General features: G+C 61.9%; 19 protein-coding genes. 14 read left to right on the top strand and 5 right to left on the bottom strand.

Annotation, left to right across the window (positions count from 1 at the left end; genetic code table 11):
• Positions 1-505 precede the first annotated feature (505 nt).
• The gene (locus tag EN807_RS19865; protein WP_135936342.1) at positions 506-2,185 is read right to left on the bottom strand and encodes a sulfotransferase; all 1,680 of its coding nucleotides are present in this window, start codon (positions 2,183-2,185) and stop codon (positions 506-508) included.
• A gap of 141 nt (positions 2,186-2,326) precedes the next feature.
• Here EN807_RS19865 and EN807_RS19860 point away from each other — a divergent pair, with 141 nt between their 5' ends.
• The 7 genes from EN807_RS19860 (at position 2,327) to EN807_RS19830 (ending at position 10,406) form a co-directional block, all read left to right on the top strand.
• Complete coding sequence (locus tag EN807_RS19860) at positions 2,327-3,439, top strand: pyridoxal phosphate-dependent aminotransferase (protein ID WP_135936341.1); 1,113 nt, start codon at positions 2,327-2,329, stop codon at positions 3,437-3,439.
• Positions 3,440-3,678: 239 nt separating this feature from the next.
• Complete coding sequence (locus EN807_RS19855; protein ID WP_135936340.1) at positions 3,679-4,332, top strand: TetR/AcrR family transcriptional regulator; 654 nt, start codon at positions 3,679-3,681, stop codon at positions 4,330-4,332.
• Positions 4,333-4,403: 71 nt separating this feature from the next.
• Complete coding sequence (locus EN807_RS19850; RefSeq protein WP_135936339.1) at positions 4,404-5,567, top strand: isovaleryl-CoA dehydrogenase; 1,164 nt, start codon at positions 4,404-4,406, stop codon at positions 5,565-5,567.
• Between the two features lies 1 nt (position 5,568).
• Positions 5,569-7,176 (top strand): carboxyl transferase domain-containing protein, encoded by a 1,608-nt coding sequence (locus tag EN807_RS19845; protein ID WP_135936338.1) that lies wholly within the window; start codon positions 5,569-5,571, stop codon positions 7,174-7,176.
• A 1-nt stretch (position 7,177) separates the two neighbouring features.
• On the top strand, positions 7,178-7,720 hold the full coding sequence (locus EN807_RS19840) for an O-acetyl-ADP-ribose deacetylase (protein WP_135936337.1): 543 nt from the start codon (positions 7,178-7,180) through the stop codon (positions 7,718-7,720).
• A 3-nt stretch (positions 7,721-7,723) separates the two neighbouring features.
• Complete coding sequence (locus EN807_RS19835) at positions 7,724-8,203, top strand: hypothetical protein (RefSeq protein WP_348640247.1); 480 nt, start codon at positions 7,724-7,726, stop codon at positions 8,201-8,203.
• A 238-nt stretch (positions 8,204-8,441) separates the two neighbouring features.
• Complete coding sequence (locus tag EN807_RS19830; RefSeq protein ID WP_135936336.1) at positions 8,442-10,406, top strand: acetyl/propionyl/methylcrotonyl-CoA carboxylase subunit alpha; 1,965 nt, start codon at positions 8,442-8,444, stop codon at positions 10,404-10,406.
• Positions 10,407-10,524: 118 nt separating this feature from the next.
• Here the strand turns inward: EN807_RS19830 and EN807_RS19825 are convergent, their stop codons facing one another.
• A complete protein-coding gene (locus EN807_RS19825; protein ID WP_127313563.1) occupies positions 10,525-11,646 on the bottom strand; it encodes a branched-chain amino acid ABC transporter substrate-binding protein in 1,122 nt (373 codons plus the stop codon).
• Between the two features lie 445 nt (positions 11,647-12,091).
• Positions 12,092-12,358 carry a sel1 repeat family protein gene (locus tag EN807_RS19820; protein ID WP_027152750.1) on the bottom strand — a complete coding sequence of 89 codons (267 nt, stop codon included), beginning with the start codon at positions 12,356-12,358 and terminating at the stop codon, positions 12,092-12,094.
• Positions 12,359-12,829: 471 nt separating this feature from the next.
• On the opposite strand from EN807_RS19820, the gene EN807_RS19815 reads away from it, so the two are divergent.
• The 5 genes from EN807_RS19815 to EN807_RS19800 all read left to right on the top strand — a co-directional run bounded on the left by EN807_RS19815 (position 12,830) and on the right by EN807_RS19800 (position 16,693).
• Entirely contained in the window at positions 12,830-13,174 is a 345-nt protein-coding gene (locus tag EN807_RS19815; RefSeq protein ID WP_135936335.1) for a DUF2147 domain-containing protein, read from the top strand.
• A 340-nt stretch (positions 13,175-13,514) separates the two neighbouring features.
• Positions 13,515-13,673, top strand: coding sequence for a hypothetical protein (locus EN807_RS35610; RefSeq protein ID WP_164783594.1), 159 nt, complete (start codon positions 13,515-13,517; stop codon positions 13,671-13,673).
• 39 nt (positions 13,674-13,712) lie between these two features.
• The gene (locus EN807_RS19810) at positions 13,713-13,907 is read left to right on the top strand and encodes a hypothetical protein (RefSeq protein WP_135936334.1); all 195 of its coding nucleotides are present in this window, start codon (positions 13,713-13,715) and stop codon (positions 13,905-13,907) included.
• Between the two features lie 130 nt (positions 13,908-14,037).
• Positions 14,038-15,498, top strand: coding sequence for an AMP nucleosidase (locus tag EN807_RS19805; protein ID WP_246684223.1), 1,461 nt, complete (start codon positions 14,038-14,040; stop codon positions 15,496-15,498).
• Positions 15,499-15,595: 97 nt separating this feature from the next.
• On the top strand, positions 15,596-16,693 hold the full coding sequence (locus tag EN807_RS19800; protein WP_135936333.1) for an endonuclease/exonuclease/phosphatase family protein: 1,098 nt from the start codon (positions 15,596-15,598) through the stop codon (positions 16,691-16,693).
• 4 nt (positions 16,694-16,697) lie between these two features.
• Here the strand turns inward: EN807_RS19800 and EN807_RS19795 are convergent, their stop codons facing one another.
• Together EN807_RS19795 and EN807_RS19790 are read right to left on the bottom strand one after the other, a co-directional pair.
• Positions 16,698-17,303 carry a DUF922 domain-containing protein gene (locus tag EN807_RS19795; RefSeq protein WP_135936332.1) on the bottom strand — a complete coding sequence of 202 codons (606 nt, stop codon included), beginning with the start codon at positions 17,301-17,303 and terminating at the stop codon, positions 16,698-16,700.
• A gap of 156 nt (positions 17,304-17,459) precedes the next feature.
• Positions 17,460-19,139 carry an electron transfer flavoprotein-ubiquinone oxidoreductase gene (locus EN807_RS19790; RefSeq protein WP_135936331.1) on the bottom strand — a complete coding sequence of 560 codons (1,680 nt, stop codon included), beginning with the start codon at positions 19,137-19,139 and terminating at the stop codon, positions 17,460-17,462.
• Positions 19,140-19,387: 248 nt separating this feature from the next.
• Here EN807_RS19790 and EN807_RS19785 point away from each other — a divergent pair, with 248 nt between their 5' ends.
• Positions 19,388-20,032, top strand: coding sequence for a hypothetical protein (locus tag EN807_RS19785; RefSeq protein WP_135936330.1), 645 nt, complete (start codon positions 19,388-19,390; stop codon positions 20,030-20,032).
• Positions 20,033-20,149: 117 nt separating this feature from the next.
• A complete protein-coding gene (locus EN807_RS19780) occupies positions 20,150-21,037 on the top strand; it encodes a uracil-DNA glycosylase (RefSeq protein WP_135936329.1) in 888 nt (295 codons plus the stop codon).
• The last annotated feature ends 231 nt before the right edge of the window (positions 21,038-21,268 follow it).

Below are 21,268 nucleotides of genomic sequence, written 5' to 3'. Positions count from 1 at the left end.
CCCGGCGGGCAACCGCCGGGTTTTTCGTGTCTGCGTAGCTGTCAAGGGCGGAATGTATGGCGCCGCCGATACCGGCCAGGGTCGTTCTGTGCTGGATCTCGGTCTTCATCGGCTAGATTGGCCTTCAATTGCCAATCTCAAACGCCGACGATTGGCGATCATGCCTTCGTCATCCTAGGGCGGAGCGACGCGAAGCGGAGCGCAGACCCTGGGATCCATTCCGTTACCTCAGCCGAAGAATGCAGCTGCGCAGAATGAAAGCAGCAGCGATCCTTCGCGCCCCCTCTGTCCTGCCGGACATCTCCCACGGAGGGGGGAGATCGGCCGTCATTGCGGCTTTCGCCAATCTCCAACGTTGATGAACAGGCGCTGTCAGCGAAGCTGCCAATCTCCCCCCTCGTGGGGGAGATGTCCGGCAGGACAGAGGGGGGCGCTGTCCCTCCAGCGTCTTGCCTATGCGCTTGCGACCCTCGCGGTCCACGCAATGTGGATTGCCGACCTCAAGTCAAATCTCTGCAAGATCGCCCAGCGACTGTATCAGCGGCTGAATTTCGTTTTCATAATTCTTCCAGCGCTTGACCGACGATTTGTAAATCGGTTGACGAACCTGCCAGCGACTGGGCGTGTTGACCGAACCATCCCTATCGAAAAAGCGCAGGCAGGCGTCATCCCAAGGCAGACCAAGATAATCTATGAGGCGGCGTGACTGCGCTTCCTGGTCCTCGACCAGCGTTTCGTAGTGATTTTCGAAGATAAGGCCAGGAAAAACCTTGTTCCAATGCTGCATCAGGCGGTCATACTCGCGATAGTACAGGCCTAGTGTTTTCAGGTCGGTGTTGTAGCTGTGCCCCTCGCTGAAGTTGAGGACAAAGCAGGAGACGCAATTGTCGATGGCGTCACGACGGCAATGAATGATGCGTGCGTTGGGGAAGAGAAGCCCGATAAGGCCGATCAGTTCAAAATTGTGCGGCATCTTATCCACGACGCGAAGTGCGGCAGGCGCCCGCTCCCGCAAATAGGACAGATGCTCTTCGGCCAGCGTTCTGGACAGGTCTTCCGTGATCGACATGACTGGCTGGTGCAAATCTCCAGCCGATGATGTCTTCAGACCGATCGCATTCGCGACCCGCCTTAGTTTGCTAAGCTCCCCTGCACCATGAACATCGGGATGGCTGGCGCAGATCTGCTCGGTGAGCGTCGTCCCGGAGCGGGGCATGCCAACCACGAACACAGGCACTTCGGAAGGATTTCCATAGCCGGCCCGGGCAGCCAAAAAGTCTGGCGTGAAGGTTTCGATCATTGAATCGATCCACCGACGGTACAAGTCGATGTCGAACTTGTAGCCGGAGGCCTGTTTCGCCCTGTTGAAATGGTCGAATGCCTCATCATAGCGCCTGAGGTCGTTCAGCACCTTGCCGGCGGCGAGATGGAGTTGCTGCGCAGCTTCCGAACCAAGTTTCGGATTGCCGAGTTCACGAAGGATGGATTGGAGTTCCTCGGGCTCCTCGGTGAACTTTCGTGTCTGTACAAGGTCGTTGTAGGCAGCCGGCACCCCAATACGGCGATCGATCGCTTCTTTCAGATAGACGGCGGCTTCATCCATACGCCCTAGGCCGCTGAGCGCGCCCGCCAGCCCGGCTCGCACCTTGGGATGATCGCGGTTGATTTTCAGCGCCTTCTCGTAAAGCGGCAATGCCATGTCGGGTTTGTCGAACGCCGTGTAAGTGCGCCCCAATGCACAAAGTGCTTCGATAAGGCCGGGCTGCAGTTCCAAGGCGTACTGCATATGCCTGATTGCGGGCGAATACTCGCTGACCTTCACATAGGCCTCGCCCAGGCTGAGGTGGTAGAAGGGGTTTTTAGGTTCCTCGCCGACCGCCCGTGCGAAATATCGCAAGGCCCTCTCATCGTCGTAACCCAGGTATACGGTTCCCAAGATGTACAAGGCGAGCGGATGGTTTGGCGTGCGCGCCAGAACCCGAAGGCATAGGTCCTGTGCCTCGTCGAGCCGCTTGGCCTGCTGAAAGGCATATGCCTGTTTCAGCAGCGCGTCGTCGGCTTGCGCACGCGACTGGGCGTTTCCTTTCTGCGGGCTCGCCAAAGGCTTCACTATCGGCACCTTCGCTTTCGGCGCGGGTCCGGGCTTGATGTGCTTTGACCAAGCAGGTGGGAGTCGATTGTTCATGACATCTCGCTAGCAAAAAGAGATATCTCGCTAGCAAAAAGAGCGGGGGGAATCCAGCATGCTGGTTGCAGCCAAGGCGGGAGCTTGCGCGGCCAACTGTGCCGCGCTAGCAAGAAGGCCCTTTTCGAACGAGCCTTTGCCATGCGCCAGCGCCCTCCCCTCACGCCGATCGTCAGTGCGCTTCCCTCGACGGTACCGTTTGTCGGCCCGGAGGCACAGGAACGTGATCGGGGCCGTGCGTTTCGCGCCCGCATCGGCGCCAATGAGAGCAGCTTTGGCCCTTCGCCGCGCGTCGTCGCCCGCATAGCCGGCCTCGCCCGCGACATGTGGATGTATTGCGACCCCGACAATCACGATCTGAAGGTGGCCATCGCCGCGCATCTTGGCGTCGGCGCCGAAAACGTGGTGGTCGGCGAAGGCATAGACGGGTTGCTCAGCCTGGTGGCGCGCATGTATGTGGCGCCGGGCGACGCGGTGGTCACCTCGCTCGGCGCCTACCCGACCTTCAATTTCCATATTGCCGGCGTCGGCGGCCGGCTGGTCGCGGTCCCCTATCAGAACGACCGGGAAAGCCTGGACGGCCTATTGGCTGCGGTCGCCAGGGAAAATGCAGCGCTGGTCTACCTGTCCAACCCGGACAATCCGATGGGCAGTTGGTGGGAAGCGGCCGAACTCATCCGCTTTATCGAAGCCCTGCCGGAGACCACGATGCTGGTGCTCGACGAGGCCTATGGCGAGTTGGGCCCGGCCTCGGCGCTACCGCCGATCGATGTCGCGCAGCCGAACGTCATCCGCATGCGCACCTTCTCGAAGGCCTACGGGCTGGCCGGCATACGCTGCGGCTATGCGGTGGCCGAGGCCCAGGTGATCCGCGATTTCGAGAAGATCCGCAACCATTACGGCGTCAACCGCATGGCGCAGATCGCCGGCGTCGAGGCGCTGGCCGATCAGGACTATCTCCAAAGCGTGGTGGCGCGGGTTGCTGCCGGCCGCCGGCGCATCGCCGAAATAGCCGAGGCGAATGGGCTGAAGCCGCTGCCGTCTGCAACCAACTTCGTCACCATAGATTGCGGCGGCGACGGCGCCTTCGCGCTTAAAGTGCTGCAGGCGCTGCTGTCGCGCGATGTGTTCATCCGCAAGCCGATGGTGCCGGTGCTCGACCGCTGCATCAGGGTCAGCGTCGGCCTTGATCACGAACTCGACATTTTTGCCGTGGAGCTGCCGGGCGCGTTGGCGGCCGCACGAGGGAACTGAGCATCGCAACGCCGTTGTTTCGGCAATGCCACTACTTCCCTTCCACACTGCGGTCACCGAGTAGGCACATGACCTGCTTCAAGCCTTCCCAGGCTCGGCGAACCCGTCGTTCGGTGCCAGGTCGGCCGTCAGCCGGGTGAGATCGCAATCCGCCGCCGCATGAAGTGCCTCCACCTCTGAAAATGCTTGAATTAATTGAACGTTCGTTTTATTATTTTGCTTCTCGACGGGGTGGGACGATGGCGCGCACGACCGGTTCGGACGGGGAAAAGACCGAAGCTGCGGTCCGCGAGGCGGCGGTCAGCCTGATCGCGCGTCTTGGCTACGAGGCGATGTCGATGCGCCAGCTGGCCGCCGAGGTCGGCGTGCAGGCGGCGGCGCTCTACCGCTATTTCCCGACCAAGGAAGACCTCTTGTTCACGCTGATGCGCGAGCACATGGAAGGGCTGATCGAGGCGTGGGAGGCGGCACGCCCGGCCGCGGCCGATCCGGCGACGCGGCTCGCCGCCTATGTCAAAAACCACATCGCCTTCCACATCGAACGCCGCCATTCCACCCATGTCTCGAACATGGAACTGCGCAGCCTGTCGCATGACCGCCTGACGCAGATCCTGCGCCTGCGCACGGCCTATGAAAAGGAGTTGCGCGCCATTTTGCGCGACGGCGTCGAGGCCGGCGACTTCAGCGTCGAAGACACAGGTCTGACTGCCATGGCGCTGATCCAGATGATGACTGGCGTCATCGTCTGGTTCCGGCCGGGCGAGCGGCTATCGATCTCGGAGGTAACCGCCACATTTCTTTCAATGACGATGCGCCTGGCTGGAGCAAAGGCCCACGGCGCGACAACGACCTACAGCGTCGCAGCCGCTTCCGGCGAGCAAAGGACGTTGTAGCATTTTGATTTTGCGCATGATCCGTGCCGAAATTGAATTCGATTTCGGGGCCATGCGCCGGGAGGAAAGGCATGTACACGCACACACTCAACTTCGGGCTTGACGAAGACATCGAGGCGCTGCGCGACCTGGTTCGGCGCTTCGCCCAGGAAAAGATCGCGCCGATCGCCGCCGAGATCGACCGCTCGAATGAATTTCCGGCGCATCTGTGGGCCGAGCTCGGTGGGCTCGGCCTGCTCGGCATCACCGCCGATCCGGATTTCGGCGGCACCGGCATGGGCTACCTCGCTCATGTCGTCGCGATGGAAGAGATTTCCCGCGCCTCGGCCTCGGTCGGCCTCTCCTACGGCGCCCATTCCAACCTTTGCGTCAACCAGATCAATCGCTGGGCGACACCGGCGCAGAAGGAGAAACATCTGCCTGCGCTATGCACCGGCGAAAAGGTCGGCGCGCTGGCAATGTCGGAATCCGGCGCCGGCTCCGACGTCGTATCGCTCAAACTGCGCGCCGAAAAGCGCAACGACCGCTACGTTCTCAACGGCACTAAGATGTGGATCACCAACGGCCCGGATGCCGAAACACTGGTCGTCTACGCAAAGACCCATCCGGAGCTCCATTCGCGCGGCATCACCGCGTTTATCGTCGAAAAATCGATGGCCGGGTTTTCCGTCGCGCAAAAGCTCGACAAGCTCGGCATGCGCGGCTCGAACACCGGCGAACTTGTGTTTGAGAATGTCGAAGTGCCGTTCGGCAACGTGCTTCACGAGGAAGGGCGCGGTGTCGAGGTGCTGATGTCGGGCCTCGATTACGAGCGCACGGTGCTCGCCGGCGGACCGCTCGGGCTGATGACGGCGTGCCTCGATGTGGCGATCCCCTATGTGCACGAGCGCAAGCAGTTCGGTCAGCCGATCGGCGAATTCCAGCTGGTGCAGGGCAAACTCGCCGACATGTATACGACGATGAATGCCGCGCGCGCCTATGTCTATGCCGTCGCCGCCGCCTGCGACCGCGGCCACACGAGCCGCAAGGACGCCGCCGCTTGCGTGCTGTTCGCTGCCGAGAAGGCGACGCAGATGGCGCTCGACGCCATCCAGCTGCTGGGCGGCAACGGCTACATCAATGACTATCCGACCGGCCGGCTTCTGCGCGACGCCAAGCTGTATGAGATCGGCGCCGGCACCAGCGAAATCCGCCGCTGGCTGATCGGGCGCGAAATCATGGCAGAGGGGGTATAAGATGGCTACGCTCCAGTCCCAGATCTCGCCCGCCTCCGACACTTTCCGCGCAAATGCCGAGCGCATGCGGGCGTTGGTCGCCGACATCGCGGAAAAGGCGGCAACCGTCGAGCGCGGCGGCTCGGAGGAAGCGCGTGAGCGCCACCAGAGCCGCGGCAAGCTTTTGCCGCGCGAGCGCCTCGCCCAGCTGCTCGACACCGGCTCGCCCTTCCTCGAAATCGGCCAGTTCGCGGCGTGGTCGATGTATGGCGAAGACATCTCATCGGCCGGCATCATCGCCGGCATCGGACGCGTCGAAGGCACCGAAGTCATGGTCGTCGTCAACGACGCCACGGTGAAGGGCGGCACCTATTATCCGCTGACCGTAAAGAAGCATCTGCGCGCACAGGAAATCGCGCTGCAGAACAAATTGCCTTGCGTCTATCTGGTCGACAGCGGCGGTGCCAACCTGCCAAACCAGGACGAGGTGTTTCCCGACCGCGACCATTTCGGCCGCATCTTCTACAACCAGGCCAACATGTCGGCTTCAGGCATACCGCAGATCGCCTGCGTCATGGGCTCGTGCACGGCGGGCGGCGCCTATGTGCCGGCGATGTCGGACGAGACGATCATGGTGCGCAACCAGGCGACCATCTTCCTCGGCGGTCCGCCACTGGTGAAGGCCGCTACCGGCGAGGACGTCAGCACGGAGGAACTGGGCGGCGCCGATGTGCACACGCGGCTTTCCGGCGTTGCCGACCATTATGCGCTGGACGACGAGCACGCGCTGGCGATCGCCCGCCGCATCGTCAAGAACCTGAATCGAAAGAAGGAGATCGGGCTGGCACTTCGCGATCCGGTTCCGCCGCTTCATGCAGCCGATGAGCTCTACGGCATTGTGCCGACCGATCTGCGTCAGCCCTATGATGTGCGTGAAGTGATCGCGCGCATCGTCGACAGCTCCGAGTTCGACGAGTTCAAGCAGAATTACGGCACCACGCTGGTCACCGGCTTTGCCCATCTCAACGGCATGCCGGTCGGCATCATCGCCAACAACGGCGTGCTGTTCTCCGAAAGCGCCCTAAAGGGCGCGCATTTCATCGAGCTGTGCTGCCAGCGCAATATCCCGCTGATCTTCCTGCAAAACATCACCGGTTTCATGGTGGGGCGAAAGTACGAGGCCGGCGGCATCGCCAAGGACGGCGCCAAGCTGGTGATGGCCGTCGCCACGGCGCGCGTGCCGAAGGTGACCATGATCATCGGCGGCTCGTTCGGCGCCGGCAATTACGGCATGTGCGGACGCGCCTATTCGCCACGCTTCCTGTGGATGTGGCCGAATGCCCGCATTTCGGTTATGGGCGGTGAGCAGGCGGCCACCGTGCTGGCCGTCGTCAAGCGCGAGGGCATCGAGCGCAAGGGCGGGGAATGGAGCGCAGAGGAAGAGGCAAAATTCAAGAAGCCGATCCTGATGAAATACGAGCATGAAGGCCACCCGCTCTATTCCTCTGCCCGGCTCTGGGACGACGGCATCATCGACCCGGCCAAGACGCGCGAGGTGCTGGCGCTCAGCCTTTCAGCCGCGCTGAACGCCGAGATCGAGGAGACAAAGTTCGGCGTGTTCAGGATGTGAAATGAGCGAAATCGACCACAGGATTCGCGTTCATACCGGCGACATCACCAAGCTGGCGGTCGATTCCATTGTGAACGCCGCCAACTCGTCGCTGCTCGGCGGTGGCGGCGTCGACGGCGCCATTCACCGGGCGGCCGGCCCTGAGCTTGAGTTCGAATGCCGGATGCTGAATGGCTGCAAGATTGGTGATGCAAAACTCACCAAGGGCTACAGGCTGCCGGCGCGCTACATCATCCACACGGTCGGTCCGGTCTGGCAAGGCGGCGGCAAGGGCGAAGCCGAGTTGTTGGCTTCCTGCTATCGCCGGTCGCTCGAACTCGCCGCCGCCAAGGGTTGCCGGACGGTGGCGTTTCCAGCGATCTCGGCCGGTGTATACCGATATCCAAAGGACCAGGCGACGCAGATCGCCGTTGGCACTGTGAGCGCCTTCACCCGCCAGAATGCGGTTCCGGAAACTGTCATCTTCTGCTGCTTCGACCAGCAAACGGCGGAACTATACCAACAGGCGTTGCTGCGCCTGGCGAAGGGTGATGTGCACCGATGAGAAGTGCAATCCACATTCTTCAGACTCATTTTCAACTATGGTACTGGCCACGCGGAAAAATTGCGGCTATTGCTCTTTGCAAATACCAATGGGGATTGGGCGAAGATGAGACTGCGGCTTTTTCAGAAGACAACTGTATCTATACTTTCAGGGTTGCTTATATTAGCGGTGCCTGGCGTTGGCGCAGCGGAATCACTGGCGGGAAGCAAGGGCGACGGCCGTTTCGCAGTCAATTTTCCGCCAGGTTCGACCGGAGACTGCCCGAAGGCCTACAAAGCCTATGTGGCGGCCAGCGGGCATTCCGCCTATGCCACGACCTTCTATTCGCGCGTGGTCGACCTCTATGTCATCTGTGGCTCGAGACTCAATGCGCCGTCCCAGAAGGCTGCGGAAGAGATGGCGCTGCGCAACTGCCAGGCCGGCTTGACGAGGTGGAAGGTCAGGACCGCCAGCGGCGGCTGCGCGATCGCGGCATCGAAGTAGGCGCTGCTTCCACTCCTTGTTCTTGCGAGACAAGGACAGGCTGGCGGGCCGGACATCTCCCCCTCAAGGGGGGAGATCGGCTGTCGCTATTGCTTCCGCCAAACTGCGACGTTGAAAGTTCGACTGGAGGGCGCAGCTACCAATCTCCCCCCTTGCGGGGGAGATGTCCGGCAGGACAGAGGGGGGTGTTCAAGCGCCCTACCCCCCGCGGGGTTCGAACCTTACTCGCGGAGGCTCCATGTTCGCCAAGATCCTGATTGCCAATCGCGGCGAGATCGCTTGCCGGGTGATCCGCACGGCACGCAAGATGGGCGTGCGCACGGTCGCGGTTTATTCGAATGCCGATGCGAAGTCGCTGCATCTCGAGATGGCCGACGAGGCGGTGCATATTGGCTCCTCGCCTGCCGGCGAAAGTTATTTGCGCGGCGACAAGATTGTCGCGGCGGCTTTGGCCACCGGCGCGGAAGCCATCCATCCGGGCTACGGTTTTCTGTCGGAAAACCCTAATTTCGTCGACCAGGTGACGGCTGCGGGGCTCGTCTTCATCGGCCCGTCAGCGGCCTCGATCCGCGCCATGGGGCTGAAGGACGCGGCCAAGCGGCTGATGGAGAAGGCCGGCGTGCCTGTTGTGCCGGGCTATCACGGCGAGGCGCAGGAGATCGTGCTACTCGCCTCCAAGGCACGCGAGATCGGCTATCCCGTGCTGATCAAGGCGCGCGCCGGTGGCGGCGGCAAGGGCATGCGGCGCGTCGAACACCCCGACGACTTTTCCGAGGCGCTGTCTGGTGCACGGCGCGAGGCCAAGGCCGCTTTCGGCGACGACCGCGTGCTGGTCGAGAAATATATCGACAAGCCGCGCCACATCGAGGTTCAGGTATTCGGCGACACTTTCGGCAACGTCGTGCATCTCTACGAGCGCGACTGCTCGGCGCAGCGCCGCCACCAGAAGGTGATCGAGGAAGCCCCTGCCCCCGGCATGACGCCGGCATTGCGCAAAGCGATGACGGAGGCGGCGGTGAAGGCCGCCAAGGCGATCAACTATTCCGGCGCCGGCACGATCGAGTTTATCGTCGATGCCTCGCAAGGGCTGAAGGCCGACCGCTTCTGGTTCATGGAGATGAACACCCGCCTCCAGGTCGAGCACCCCGTCACCGAAATGGTCATAGGCATCGACCTGGTCGAATGGCAGTTGCGGGTAGCGTCCGGCGAGAAGCTGCCGAACACGCAGAGCGAGATCACGCTCTCCGGCCATGCCTTCGAAGCGCGCATCTATGCCGAGGACGCGGCAAAGGGTTTTTTGCCGGCGACGGGCACGCTGCATCACCTGAAATTTCCGGATACCGCGCCCGAGGGCGCCAGCATGCGGATCGAGACCGGCGTGCGGGCCGGCGATGCCATCTCGCCGTTCTACGATCCAATGATCGCCAAGCTGATCGTGCACGGCAAGAGCAGGCAGGAGGCGCTCGAAGCGCTGGGCATAGCCCTTTCGCAGACCGAGATCGCCGGCTCGACCTTCAACACCGCCTTTCTCGCTGCTCTTGCCGCTGATGCGGACTTTTCGGCAGGCGATGTCGATACCGGCCTGATCGGCAGGCATCAGCGAGCGCTGACCGCAGTCCCGCCGCCGAGCAGCGAGATCGTCGCCGCAGCCGCATTTGCGGCGTCCGGCGCCGGGGCTCAGGCGCCGTCCAACGATCCGTGGTCGTCGCTTGCCGGTTATTCGCATTTCCACACTGTTCCGCGGCGCACGCGGCTACGATACGGCGATGGTGAGATCGTCGCGCTTGTGTCGGTGCGGCCGGACAAGCGCTTCCAAGTGGCGCTGGACGCACCTTATGACAGCGCCAGTCCGCTCGATCTTCGCGCCGCCCCTCGCCTCGCCCGCTGGCCAGGCCATGTCACTGTCTTTTCGGGCGCCATCGGCTACAGCTTCGCGGTGCCGGACCCGCTGGCGAGGGCCGACGAAATCGCCGCCGGCTCTGACAGCCTGCGCGCGCCGATGCCGGGCCTGGTCAAGCTGGTGCGCGCGGCAAGAGGCGACGCCGTCATCAAGGGTCAGCCGCTGTTGATCCTGGAAGCGATGAAGATGGAGCACACCATTTCCGCCACTCATGACGGGACGATCGCCGAGATCGCAGCGGAGGGCGCACAAGTCACCGACGGGACCGTGCTGGTGCGTTTTGCCGAGGAAGCCCACGTCTGACCGCTGTTCCTTCATCCACGAGGCGACGTCCAAGACACGCGCCACAAACGCGTGCCCAAATTGAAAATGGCCGGGTCTGCCCCGGCCATCTCCGATGGTCTCTAGGCGACGCCGGCGATTACGGCTGGATCGGCGCGTATTTGCCGTCGTGCCACTGGTTGATGTCGTAGCTGACGTTCTTGAGGTCGCCCTTTTCATCGAAAGTGACAGGGCCGACGACGGTGCTGATCGGCTCACCATTCTTCAGCGCTTCGGCAACCTTGGCCGGGTCGTCGCTGCCGGCGCGCTTGATACCCTCGGCAAAGGCCTGGATCACGGCATAGGAGAACAGCGTGAAGCCCTCGGGCACGAAGCCGCCCGCCTTGATCTTTTCGATGGCTTCCTTGGCTTCGGGCTTCGCCTGCGGATCCGACGGGAAGACAAACATGGTGCCTTCGCCGGCCGGACCGGCGACCTGCCAGAATTCCGGCGTGGCGATCGAGTCCGGCATGATCAGCTGATACTTCAGGTTCTGTTCCGCCGACTGGCGCAGGATGAGGCCGGCTTCGGGGTGGTAGCCGCCGAAATAGACCACATCCGCCTTCAGGTCCTTGAGCTTTGTGACAAGCGCCGCGTAGTCTTTTTCACCGGCGTTGATGCCCTCGTAAAGGATCTCTTTGAGACCGTTCTGGTTCATCGTTGCCTTGACGGCGTCGGCGACGCCCTGCCCATAGGCGCTCTTGTCGTGCATGATAACGACGTTCTTGCCGGCATACTTCTTGGCGATCCATGGACCGATGAAAGCGCCCTGCGCATCGTCGCGCGTATAAAGGCGCATGATCGTCGGCCAGCCGGCTTTCGCGGCCGCGTCGGTCAGCTCTGGATTCGACGAAGCCGGACTCATCATCAGCGCCCCGGCTTCGGCATAGACGGCCGAGGCCGGAATGCTCGAGCCCGAGCAGGCATGCCCATCGACGAACTTGACGCCGTTGGCAATGATGCGGTTGGCGACCGAAACCGCCTGTTTCGGATCGCACTGGTCATCCTGGACGTCGAGCTTGATCTGGCGGCCTTCGACACCTCCAGCCGCGTTGATCGCGTCGGCCGCCGCTTGCGCTCCCTGCTTGAACTGGTCGCCGATGGTGGCAAGCTGTCCGGTCATTGGTCCGACCACCGAAAAGGTGATGTCTTCGGCGAACGCAACCGGCGCGCTCATCATCAGGCCGACTATGGCCACGCTCAAAATACCCAACTTTTTCATGGTAATACAACTCCTCCACTCTCGCGCGACCGCTCCGGCCGCGCCTCTTCCAGAGTGGCCGGGAGAATCTCACCCTTCGCCAAGCCTGTCTAGGCGCATCGGCGGCACTCAGTTGGGCCTGAAGCCTTTCTGTTTGACCATGATCTTCTCCAAAAACCGGTTTCCACTTTTGGGATCATGGTCAGAAAACGCAAAAGCCGCGCCTGCCTTGTTCCGGCCGGTCGCGGCTTTGTCGATCGAACAATCCCGAACGCTCACGCGCCCGAAAACCGCTCGCCTTCCCTGTCCGTCGCGCAGCCTGGCTGTATCCGGCCTGCCGCGTTCTTGTCATTGTTGGTTCGACCGTCTTGCGCGGCCTTATTCTTGCCGGTCCGGCCGTCTTGGGCGGCCTTGACCTGAAGCGTCCCTGTCGGTGATCTCGGTGCCTGATGAACTCAGGGCCAACTTAGTGCATCGTCATCCATTCGCGGGCTTCGCGCAGTGCCCTGGCGATCTCGACCTTCGACATGGCGGCCGACAATTCCGAGCGCAGTTCCGCAGCGCGGACCGAACCCTTGATCGCAGCAATATTGAACCATTTGTGGGCGGCGACGACATCGGTCTCGCAGTCGCGGCCGGTCGCATACATCATGCCCAGTTCGAAAAGAATGTCGGCCTGGGCAGTTGCACCCATGGCGCCGAAGCCGGCTTCAGGCATCTCAAAACGTGCCATTTCAATCCCCTGTTCTAGCCCCTGTCAGGCTCCCGAGAGCTGCCTCGTTCTGTCCCTTGGTATCTGTTGGTAAACCTTGGGGGTGGCCGCTCTTTCGATGTTTTCGAGAATGAACCGGAGGCTTGAATCCGTCGTTAAGTGGCGTGCTTAATTTGAGGAAAACAAAGCTAAAACAAGAGGTAAACGCGAGAATTCGTTAAGGATGCAAAGCCAGCAATTTCGCTGGTTTGCACTAAATTTGACGAAAATTTGCGAGGCGAAGATCAAGACTCCGCTAACCACGGGAGACAAAGATGGAGTTGCGAACGTTTCATTTCTCACCGATGAGACCGCTTCGGGCGACCAGAAAATCCTGAAGTCTTCCGCTGCGGCACCGCTTTTGTTTTGCCGGGACGTGAATTAGCTTACGTTTGCGTAAAAGGCAGACCGGCGGGCGGAACATCCGGCCGGATTTCCACAGGGAGGACAAACATGTTTCGCAAAATCAGCATGGCCTTGGCGGCCACATTGATCATGGCCGGCGCGGCTTGGGCCGATCCGATCGAAGGCAACTGGAAAACGCAGGCCGGCGCGACCGCCGCCATCGCGGGCGGCAGCGGCGCATTTTCCATCACACTCAAATCTGGCAAGTTTGCCGGTAAGCGCATCGGTTCGTTTAAGGTGTCCGGCGCCAATAAATATACGGGCACCATAACCGACCCGGAGACCGACAAGACCTATTCGGGCAAGGCCTCGGTCTCAGGCGCTTCGCTCAAGATGAGCGGCTGCGTGCTCGGCGGGCTGATTTGCAAGAGCCAGACTTGGCACAAGCTCTGATCGTTTCCACCGCCATAAATTGAAAAACGGGGCCGCGAAGGCCCCGTTTTTGTTTGCGCCGTCTGTTTGAGACACCGGATCGATCGGGCGGGCCGCGCCTTCTGCGCCCTAAGCTAACAGCAATTTTTGTGCATCCTTCGTCCCTGTCATCAAGATCTGGGGGGCAGCAAGACTGCGGGCCGGCAGCAAGACTGCGAAGACGCTCGTGGCCGGCGACCGCGCGGTGGCGGCGGGCACTCAACACTCCGTCGATAAATTTGAACCGCAGATGAACGCCGGCATCAGAACCGGTTCAGTTGCATTAGGGCATTCTCATGCGTGTTGAAGGAGACACCACGCAATGTTCGCCCGCCGCTTCACCATCGTCTGCCTGCTGATGAGCCTGTTCGGCATGTTGTTCGCCATCCTGGTTGCCGAGGCCGGCCGCCCCGCCCGTGCCTGGGATGAAGCCAGCTCCAATGCCTGCCGGTTCGGTTGCATGAACCAATTTCGCCGCTGAACCGACAAAGACCCGAGAGAGAGAAAAAAAGCAAAAGCCATGAACCGCATCGTCGCCAACACCCTCAAGGCCCTTCGGCTTCTGCCGCGGGCGGCGCTCATCCTGACGGTCCTTGCAGCGCCGGTTCTGGCCGTGCCCACGATGCGCGCCGATGCCGGCTCGACGATCGAAGCGCCGGCGTTGAAGAAGAAGGGCGTCGGCTTTGTGCTGTTGGTCAGCCTGCGGCGAGGCTAGGCCAATCGGCCTTCATTGAATCCATTCAATAATGAAAAACGACCCTTTGGCCCCTCCCAACCGTATGGCCAAGCCTCTATATTGGGTCATGGAAAAGCGAATCTATCCCCAAGCCATAGACTCAGTCGTGATGCCGGAGCCGTTTGGCCGGCAGATCTTCAATGATGCCGGAAAGGCCGTCGCGGCCCTGCAGGCCCTCTACGACCGCAACACCAAATTCCTGCGCGATTCGTTTACGGCGCTCGCCGCAGGCGGCGACAACAACAAGCGCTACCGGGCCTTTTACCCCGAGGTCGGCGTCACCACGACTTCGTTCACCCAGATCGACTCGCGGCAGGCTTACGGCCATATGCCGACGCCTGGGCATTTCTCGACCACCATAACCCAGCCCGCCCTTTTCGAACGCTATCTCATTGAACAGCTTCGCCTGATCATGCGCAATCACGGCGTTCCGGTCACGGTTTCGGAATCGACGACGCCCATTCCGCTGCATTTCGCGTTCCTGGAAGGCTCCCATGTCGACGGCGCGGCAGCCGAGCGCATCAGGCGGCCGATCCGTGACCTGTTCGACGTGCCGGATCTCGACGGCACCGACGACCAGATCGCCAACGGCACGTTCGAAGTGGCTTTAGGCGAAGCCAGGCCGCTGGCGGCGTTCACGGCGCAACGCATCGACTACTCGCTGCACCGGATGTCGCACTATACGGCGACCAGTCCCCAGCATTTTCAGAATTTCGTGCTGTTCACCAACTACCAGTTCTACATCGACGAATTCGTCGCCCGTGCGGATGAGCTAATGGCGAAAGGCGGCGGCGGATACGTCGAATTCGTTGAGCCGGGAAATGTCGTCACCAAGGCTGGACAAAGCGCGCCTAGCCATGGCGTGGCGCCGCCGCGCCTGCCGCAGATGCCGGCCTATCATCTGAAGAAGCCGAACCATGGCGGCATCACGATGGTCAATATCGGCGTCGGCCCCTCCAACGCCAAGACGATCACCGACCACGTTGCGGTGCTCAGGCCGCACGCCTGGGTGATGCTCGGCCATTGCGCCGGGCTGCGCAACACCCAGGCACTGGGCGACTATGTGCTGGCGCATGCCTATGTGCGGGAAGACCATGTTCTGGACGATGATCTTCCGGTCTGGGTGCCGATCCCGCCGCTGGCCGAAATCCAGGTGGCGCTGCAGGAGGCGGTCGCCGAAGTCACCGGCCTTTCCGGCTACGACCTCAAGCGTATCATGCGCACCGGCACCGTCGCCACCATCGACAACCGCAACTGGGAGCTGCGCGACCAGCGCGGGCCGGTGCAGCGGCTGTCGCAGTCACGGGCGATTGCGCTCGACATGGAATCGGCGACGATCGCGGCCAATGGCTTCCGTTTCCGCGTGCCCTATGGCACGCTGCTTTGCGTGTCCGACAAGCCCCTGCATGGCGAATTGAAGCTGCCCGGCATGGCGACCGAGTTCTACAAGCGCCAGGTGGCACAGCATTTGACCATCGGCATCAGGGCGATGGAAAAGCTGGCCGAGATGCCGATGGAACGGTTGCATTCGCGCAAGCTCAGAAGCTTTTCGGAAACGGCATTCCAGTAGCACCGCTCGATCGACCGGAGCATGGCCGGAGCTTGGTAAGAGCGCAGCAGGGTTTGCCATCTTGATTGGGCCGCATTTCTACCGATAAGCAAAGTAGATGGCACGCGTTCGAAACATGATGACATCGGCGGCATTCCTCGCAATGCTCGGCTGCTCGGTCGCGCTGGTGGCTGGGTTTTTCGGAACGCTGCATCCGGCCTTCGATTCCTTCGCTCATTTCCGCGTTCATCTTGCCGTGCTGATGGCGCTTTGCGCGCTGCCCTTGCTCGTGACCTCGTTTCGCCTGCAGGCCGCCGCAGCGCTGCTCTTTGCGGGGGCTGCCTTTGCCACCACGTCGCCAGTGCCCCGCCTGTGGCCAGTCCAGGCAGCCTACGAAGCCAACCCCGGCGACCAGCCCGATTACCCCGGCGACCAGCCCGATTACCCCGACGACCAGTCTGTCTATCCCGGTGACAAGGCGGTCTACCGCCTGCTGCAGATGAACCTGCGGTTCGACAACCCAACGCCTGAAAAGGTACTGTCGCTGATCGGCCGGACCCAGCCTGACGTGATTACCCTCGAGGAGGTATCCGAAATGTGGAAGGCGAAGCTTGGCCTTCTCGCCAGCGCCTATCCCTACCGGATACTCTGCCCTTACCCAAATGGCGTGTTCGGCGTTGCGCTGCTGTCGAGAAGACCGTTTGCCGCCGGCACGCAACCGCGCTGCGACAGGCGCGGCGCGGTGGCCATCGCGACGGTCGATTTCGGCGGAACCGACGTCGACGTGGCCGCCGTGCACCTCACCTGGCCATGGCCGCGCAACCAATCACGGCAGATCGGCGGATTGTCGGAAGAGTTCGCATCGCTTGGCGAGACATCGATCATGGCAGGCGACTGCAATGCAGTGCCGTGGAGCGCCGCCGTGCGGCGCGTCGCAGATCTTGGCAAGCTGACCGTGGCGCCTTCGCCGGGGCCGACCTGGCTCTATATCGAGCTGCCGGATTTCCTGCGCTTCGCCGGACTGCCGATCGACCAGGTTTTCAGCAAGGGCGCGGTTCTCATCCATTCGGTGTCGAGGCTGGAAGGCAGCGGCTCCGATCATCTTCCGCTGATGGTGGAATTCTCGCTCAGGCCGGAACAGAAAATGCCGGTCGACGAAGATGAAACTGCGACCGCATCCGCATCCATGACACAGAACGGCAAGACTCGAAGCTGAGCGCCTACTGCTTGCGCAACAGGGCACCGACGAGGTGTTCGACATGGCCGCCGTCGCGATGCTCGCGCGCGTCGAAAGCGTTCTGTTTTGCCTCGTATTCGGCATAGACAGCCTTGATCCGGCGCCTCGCCTCGCGATGCGTCTTGCTGCAAACCCAGTTGTCGGCAAACTCCAGTCCCGTGATCGATTTCTCGGTGGCCCGCATCATTGTCCTGGCGATGCGGCCGTGGTTATGCTCGTGGGCACGAACGCCCACGAAAAACCGCTTCCAACGCTTCTGAAGCGCCGGCGTCGCGGCTGAGACCATGCGGGGTAAGGTGTAGGTGAGATCGAGTTTCCCATTGGCCTGCCGCAGACGGCAGACACCACCCTCCCTGCTGACCTCAAGGTCCCAACTTACGGTATAGGCGGTCAGCGCGATGGCGTGCGTCATGAAGCCGTGCCGCTTCGGACCCTTGCGGTCCATGGCCTCGATCAGGGCGGCGCCCGTGGTTCCTGATATGTCGTAGGTCCGGGTCTTGACCAGCACCTTTGTGTCAGCCGATGCCGACGGTGCAAAGCCGCACAAGGCGCCAATCGCCACAAGGCACGTCAAAACCGCCAGGCGCATGGTCATCTCTCCGGTCAGAAGGGAAAGGAACCACAAGCGCCGCGCCGCTTCAACTTTTTTTAGATGCTGCAAATATAAAGGGCCTTCACGGGCTTTCATTGGTCGACGGCGGACGGCCGGCACAGCGGTTCTGGCGGACTACATGTTCTTGTTGGGCTACATGTTCTGGTAGACCGGTCCCTCACCACCTTGTGGCGGCACCCAGGTTATGTTTCGGTTCGGGTCCTTGATGTCGCAGGTCTTGCAGTGGACGCAGTTCTGCGCGTTGATGACGAAGCGCACGTCCTTCGCCTCGGGATCGGCGGCGGCGTTGCCATCCTTGTCGACCCATTCGTAGACACTGGCCGGGCAGTAGCGTGTCGATGGCCCGGCATAGATATCGTGTTCGGAACGCTGCTGCAGATCGATATCCGCGACCAGCAGGTGGACAGGCTCGTTTTCCTCGTGGTTGGTGTTGGAGAGAAACACCGAGGACAGGCGGTCGAAGGTGAGCACGCCGTCCGGCTTCGGATAGGCGATCTTCTTATGCTTGGCGGCCGGTTCCAGCGTTGCATAGTCGGCCTTGCCGTGCTTCAGCGTGCCGAAAGGCGAGAAGCCGAACAGGGTGTTCAGCCACATATCGAGGCCGCCAATGCCGACGCCGACGACGGTGCCGAAGCGCGACCACAATGGCTTGACGTTGCGCACCTTCTTCAAATCCTTGCCGATATCGGTCGCCCGCCATGCCGCCTCGTAAGTGGCCAGTTCGTCATTGGCACGGCCGGCGGCGATCGCCTCGGCGACGTGCTCCGCCGCCAGCATTCCGGAGAGCACGGCATTGTGCGAGCCCTTGATGCGCGGCACGTTGACGAAGCCGGCAGCACACCCAATCAGCGCGCCACCGGGAAAGGACAGTTTCGGCACCGACTGCCAGCCGCCCTCGGTGATGGCACGGGCGCCATAACCCAGCCGCTTGCCGCCCTCGAATGTGCCTTTGATCGCCGGGTGGGTCTTGAAGCGCTGAAATTCATCGAAAGGCGACAGATAGGGGTTCTTGTAGTTGAGGTGGACGACGAAGCCGACCGCCACCTGGTTGTCTTCCAGATGGTAGAGGAAGGAGCCGCCGCCGGTCTTCGTGTCGAGCGGCCAGCCGAAGGAATGCTGGACAAGGCCTGGCCGGTGGTGCTCCGGCTTGACCTGCCAGAGCTCCTTGAGGCCGATGCCGTATTTGCCGGGCTCGCGGCCGTCGGAAAGATGGTATTTGGCGATCAGTTGCTTGGCCAGCGAGCCGCGCGCGCCCTCGCCGATCAGCACATATTTGCCCATCAGCGCCATGCCCGGCGCGAAGCCCGGGCCATGCGTGCCGTCTTTCTCGACGCCCATATCGCCGGTGACAACGCCGGTGACCGCGCCCTCGTCACCGTAAATGAGGCCCACCGCGGCAAAGCCCGGGTAGATCTCGACGCCCAGCGCCTCGGCCTTGGTCGCCAGCCAGCGGCAGACATTGCCGAGCGAAACGATGTAGTTGCCGTGGTTGTTCATCAGCGGCGGCATCAGGATGTTGGGCAGACGGAATGAACCGGCGGGGCCGAGGACCAGGAAATGGTCTGCCGTAACCGGCGTCTTGAACGGATGTCCTTCTTCGTCACGCCAGCCCGGCAGCAGCCGGTCGATGCCGATCGGGTCGACTACGGCGCCGGACAGGATGTGGGCGCCGATTTCGCCGCCCTTTTCCAGGACGACGACGGAAAGCTCGGGATTGACCTGCTTGAGACGGATCGCAGCGGCGAGGCCGGCTGGACCAGCGCCGACGATGACCACGTCGAATTCCATGCTTTCGCGTTCGATCTCGCTCATCAACCCCTCACTGGCTGCCGCATTTGCGCATCTTGCTGGCTTATCCGCTGCATAGCGCATCAATTCGCGACGCGAAACCGGCGCTGATGTGACAATGCCGATTTCGTCGAAAAGTCGCGCATCGTACTACAAAATCACGGTTTGCGGTCCCCGGAATATCGATCCGGGCCAGGCCCCATTTTAAGGAGAGCCGGCGCCCTGACGTTTTTAATTGTTCGACGGCTTGCTTATCGGCCATACTTCGCACCATGCGCATATACGGGCCAATTGGCTTTTCATCGACGCGCTTTTTTTCCGCGCCTGGACGGATTTGCCGGGCGCTCGTTTTGGCCCTTTTGCCGCTGGCGCCCGTTGGCGCCTATGCCGAGCCGCAGAGGGTCTGGGCGGCCGGAGCCTACTCCTTTTCCGACGAGCTGGGCGGCTTCCGCATCACCAGCGCCTCGGGCATCGGGACAAAGGAGGACCCGCTTGTCATCACCGAAGAGCTGAACTCGGCAACACCGGTGACACTGACTATCCGCACGACGAAGCCGATCCAGCCCTTCGGCACCGCGGGCCAATTTGCGAACGGCCTCATGTATATGCGCATCGACGTGCTCAACAACAGCGGCCAGGCCTGGGTCGAGTTCCAGTTCGAGCTCCAGGAGGTGCTCCACCAGCCGAGCGTGTTTGGCGACGGCCTGTCATTCGATCAGCGCAACAAGACGCCTGACAACATCTGGTCGAGCAGCTTTGCCGATTTCGATCGCGACTTCGAGCCCTATGATCGGCTGCTGTTCAAGAGTGGCAAGATCGACCCGCTGAAGACAGCAAAATTCGATTACCTGATCACCGACTACACACCGCGCTGGACGTTCTATCTGGTGCAGGATCCGCGTATACCGTCGAGCTAAGGGTCCTGTTATGTCGTTCCCCAAAACCGCTACGCACCCTCGGGTCAAGCCCGAGGGCATGCTTTTGGGCGACATGCATTACTTGCAAATTCCTGCTGCGCGGCCGAATGTGAAAGCATGACTGCCGTTCCCCGAGACAACCGACCTGCTATCGCCGACCTTTTGGCCTTTTACGCCAGCGCGGGCGTCGATGAAGCGCTCGAGGAGGAGCCGCTGAACAGGTTTGCCGAGGCTGCGTCAAAGCCACCTGAGCGAGCGCCGGCGACGGTTACGCCGCCAGCTGGTGGGAGCGCCGCACTGCCACGCTCGACAAGCCTGTCACGCGCCGGAATGGGCGAAAGGCAAGCTGCGGCACCGGCGGTGCGCGCCCCGTCCGGTACGGCGACGGTGCCCGACGAGCAGCAAGCGGCATTGGCGCGGCAATTGGCAACGACGGCGACGAGCCTGGACGAGCTTCGCCAGCACATGGCGGCATTCGACGGCTGCAATCTCAAATTCACCGCCAAGAACCTGGTGTTCGCCGACGGCAATCCGAATGCCGCGGTGATGCTGGTCGGCGAGGCGCCCGGCCGCGACGAGGACCTCGAGGGATTGCCGTTCGTCGGCCGCTCGGGCCGGCTGCTTGACCGAATGCTGGCCGCGATCGGGCTCGACCGGACCTCGGCCTACATCGCCAATGTCATCCCCTGGCGGCCGCCGGGCAACCGCACGCCGACACCGCACGAGACCGAGATTTGCCGGCCATTCATCGAACGGCAGATCGAGCTGGTCAATCCGAAGGTGCTGGTCAACCTGGGCGGCCCCTCGGCAAAGACCTTGCTCAACACCACCGAGGGCATCCTGCGGCTGCGCGGCAATTGGCGCGTCCACACGACCGCCTCCGGTATTGCCATTCCCGCCATGCCGACCCTTCACCCGGCCTATCTCTTGAGAACCCCCGCGCACAAGAAGCTGGCGTGGCGGGATTTCCTCGAGGTGAAAGCGACGCTGCGGGCGCTCGGTTGAGGTGGGGCGCAGCTTCCCTTCTCCCCTTGTGGGAGAAGGTGGATTGGCGCGTAGCGCCAAGACGGTTGAGGGGTGCTGGAAGAAACGAGGCGCTGATAATTCTGTCGCCGTGCGCCAGCTTCTCGACTTGGATGAGGGTGTTCGCCAAACTGGAACACCCCTCATTCGACCGAGCTTCGCTCGGCCACCTTCTCCCACAAGGGGAGAAGGAAAGGGCTTCACCTATAACCT

Source organism: Mesorhizobium sp. M5C.F.Ca.ET.164.01.1.1 (assembly GCF_004792125.1).
Classification (GTDB): domain Bacteria; phylum Pseudomonadota; class Alphaproteobacteria; order Rhizobiales; family Rhizobiaceae; genus Mesorhizobium; species Mesorhizobium wenxiniae.
This window is presented reverse-complemented; position numbering and strand designations above follow the sequence as displayed.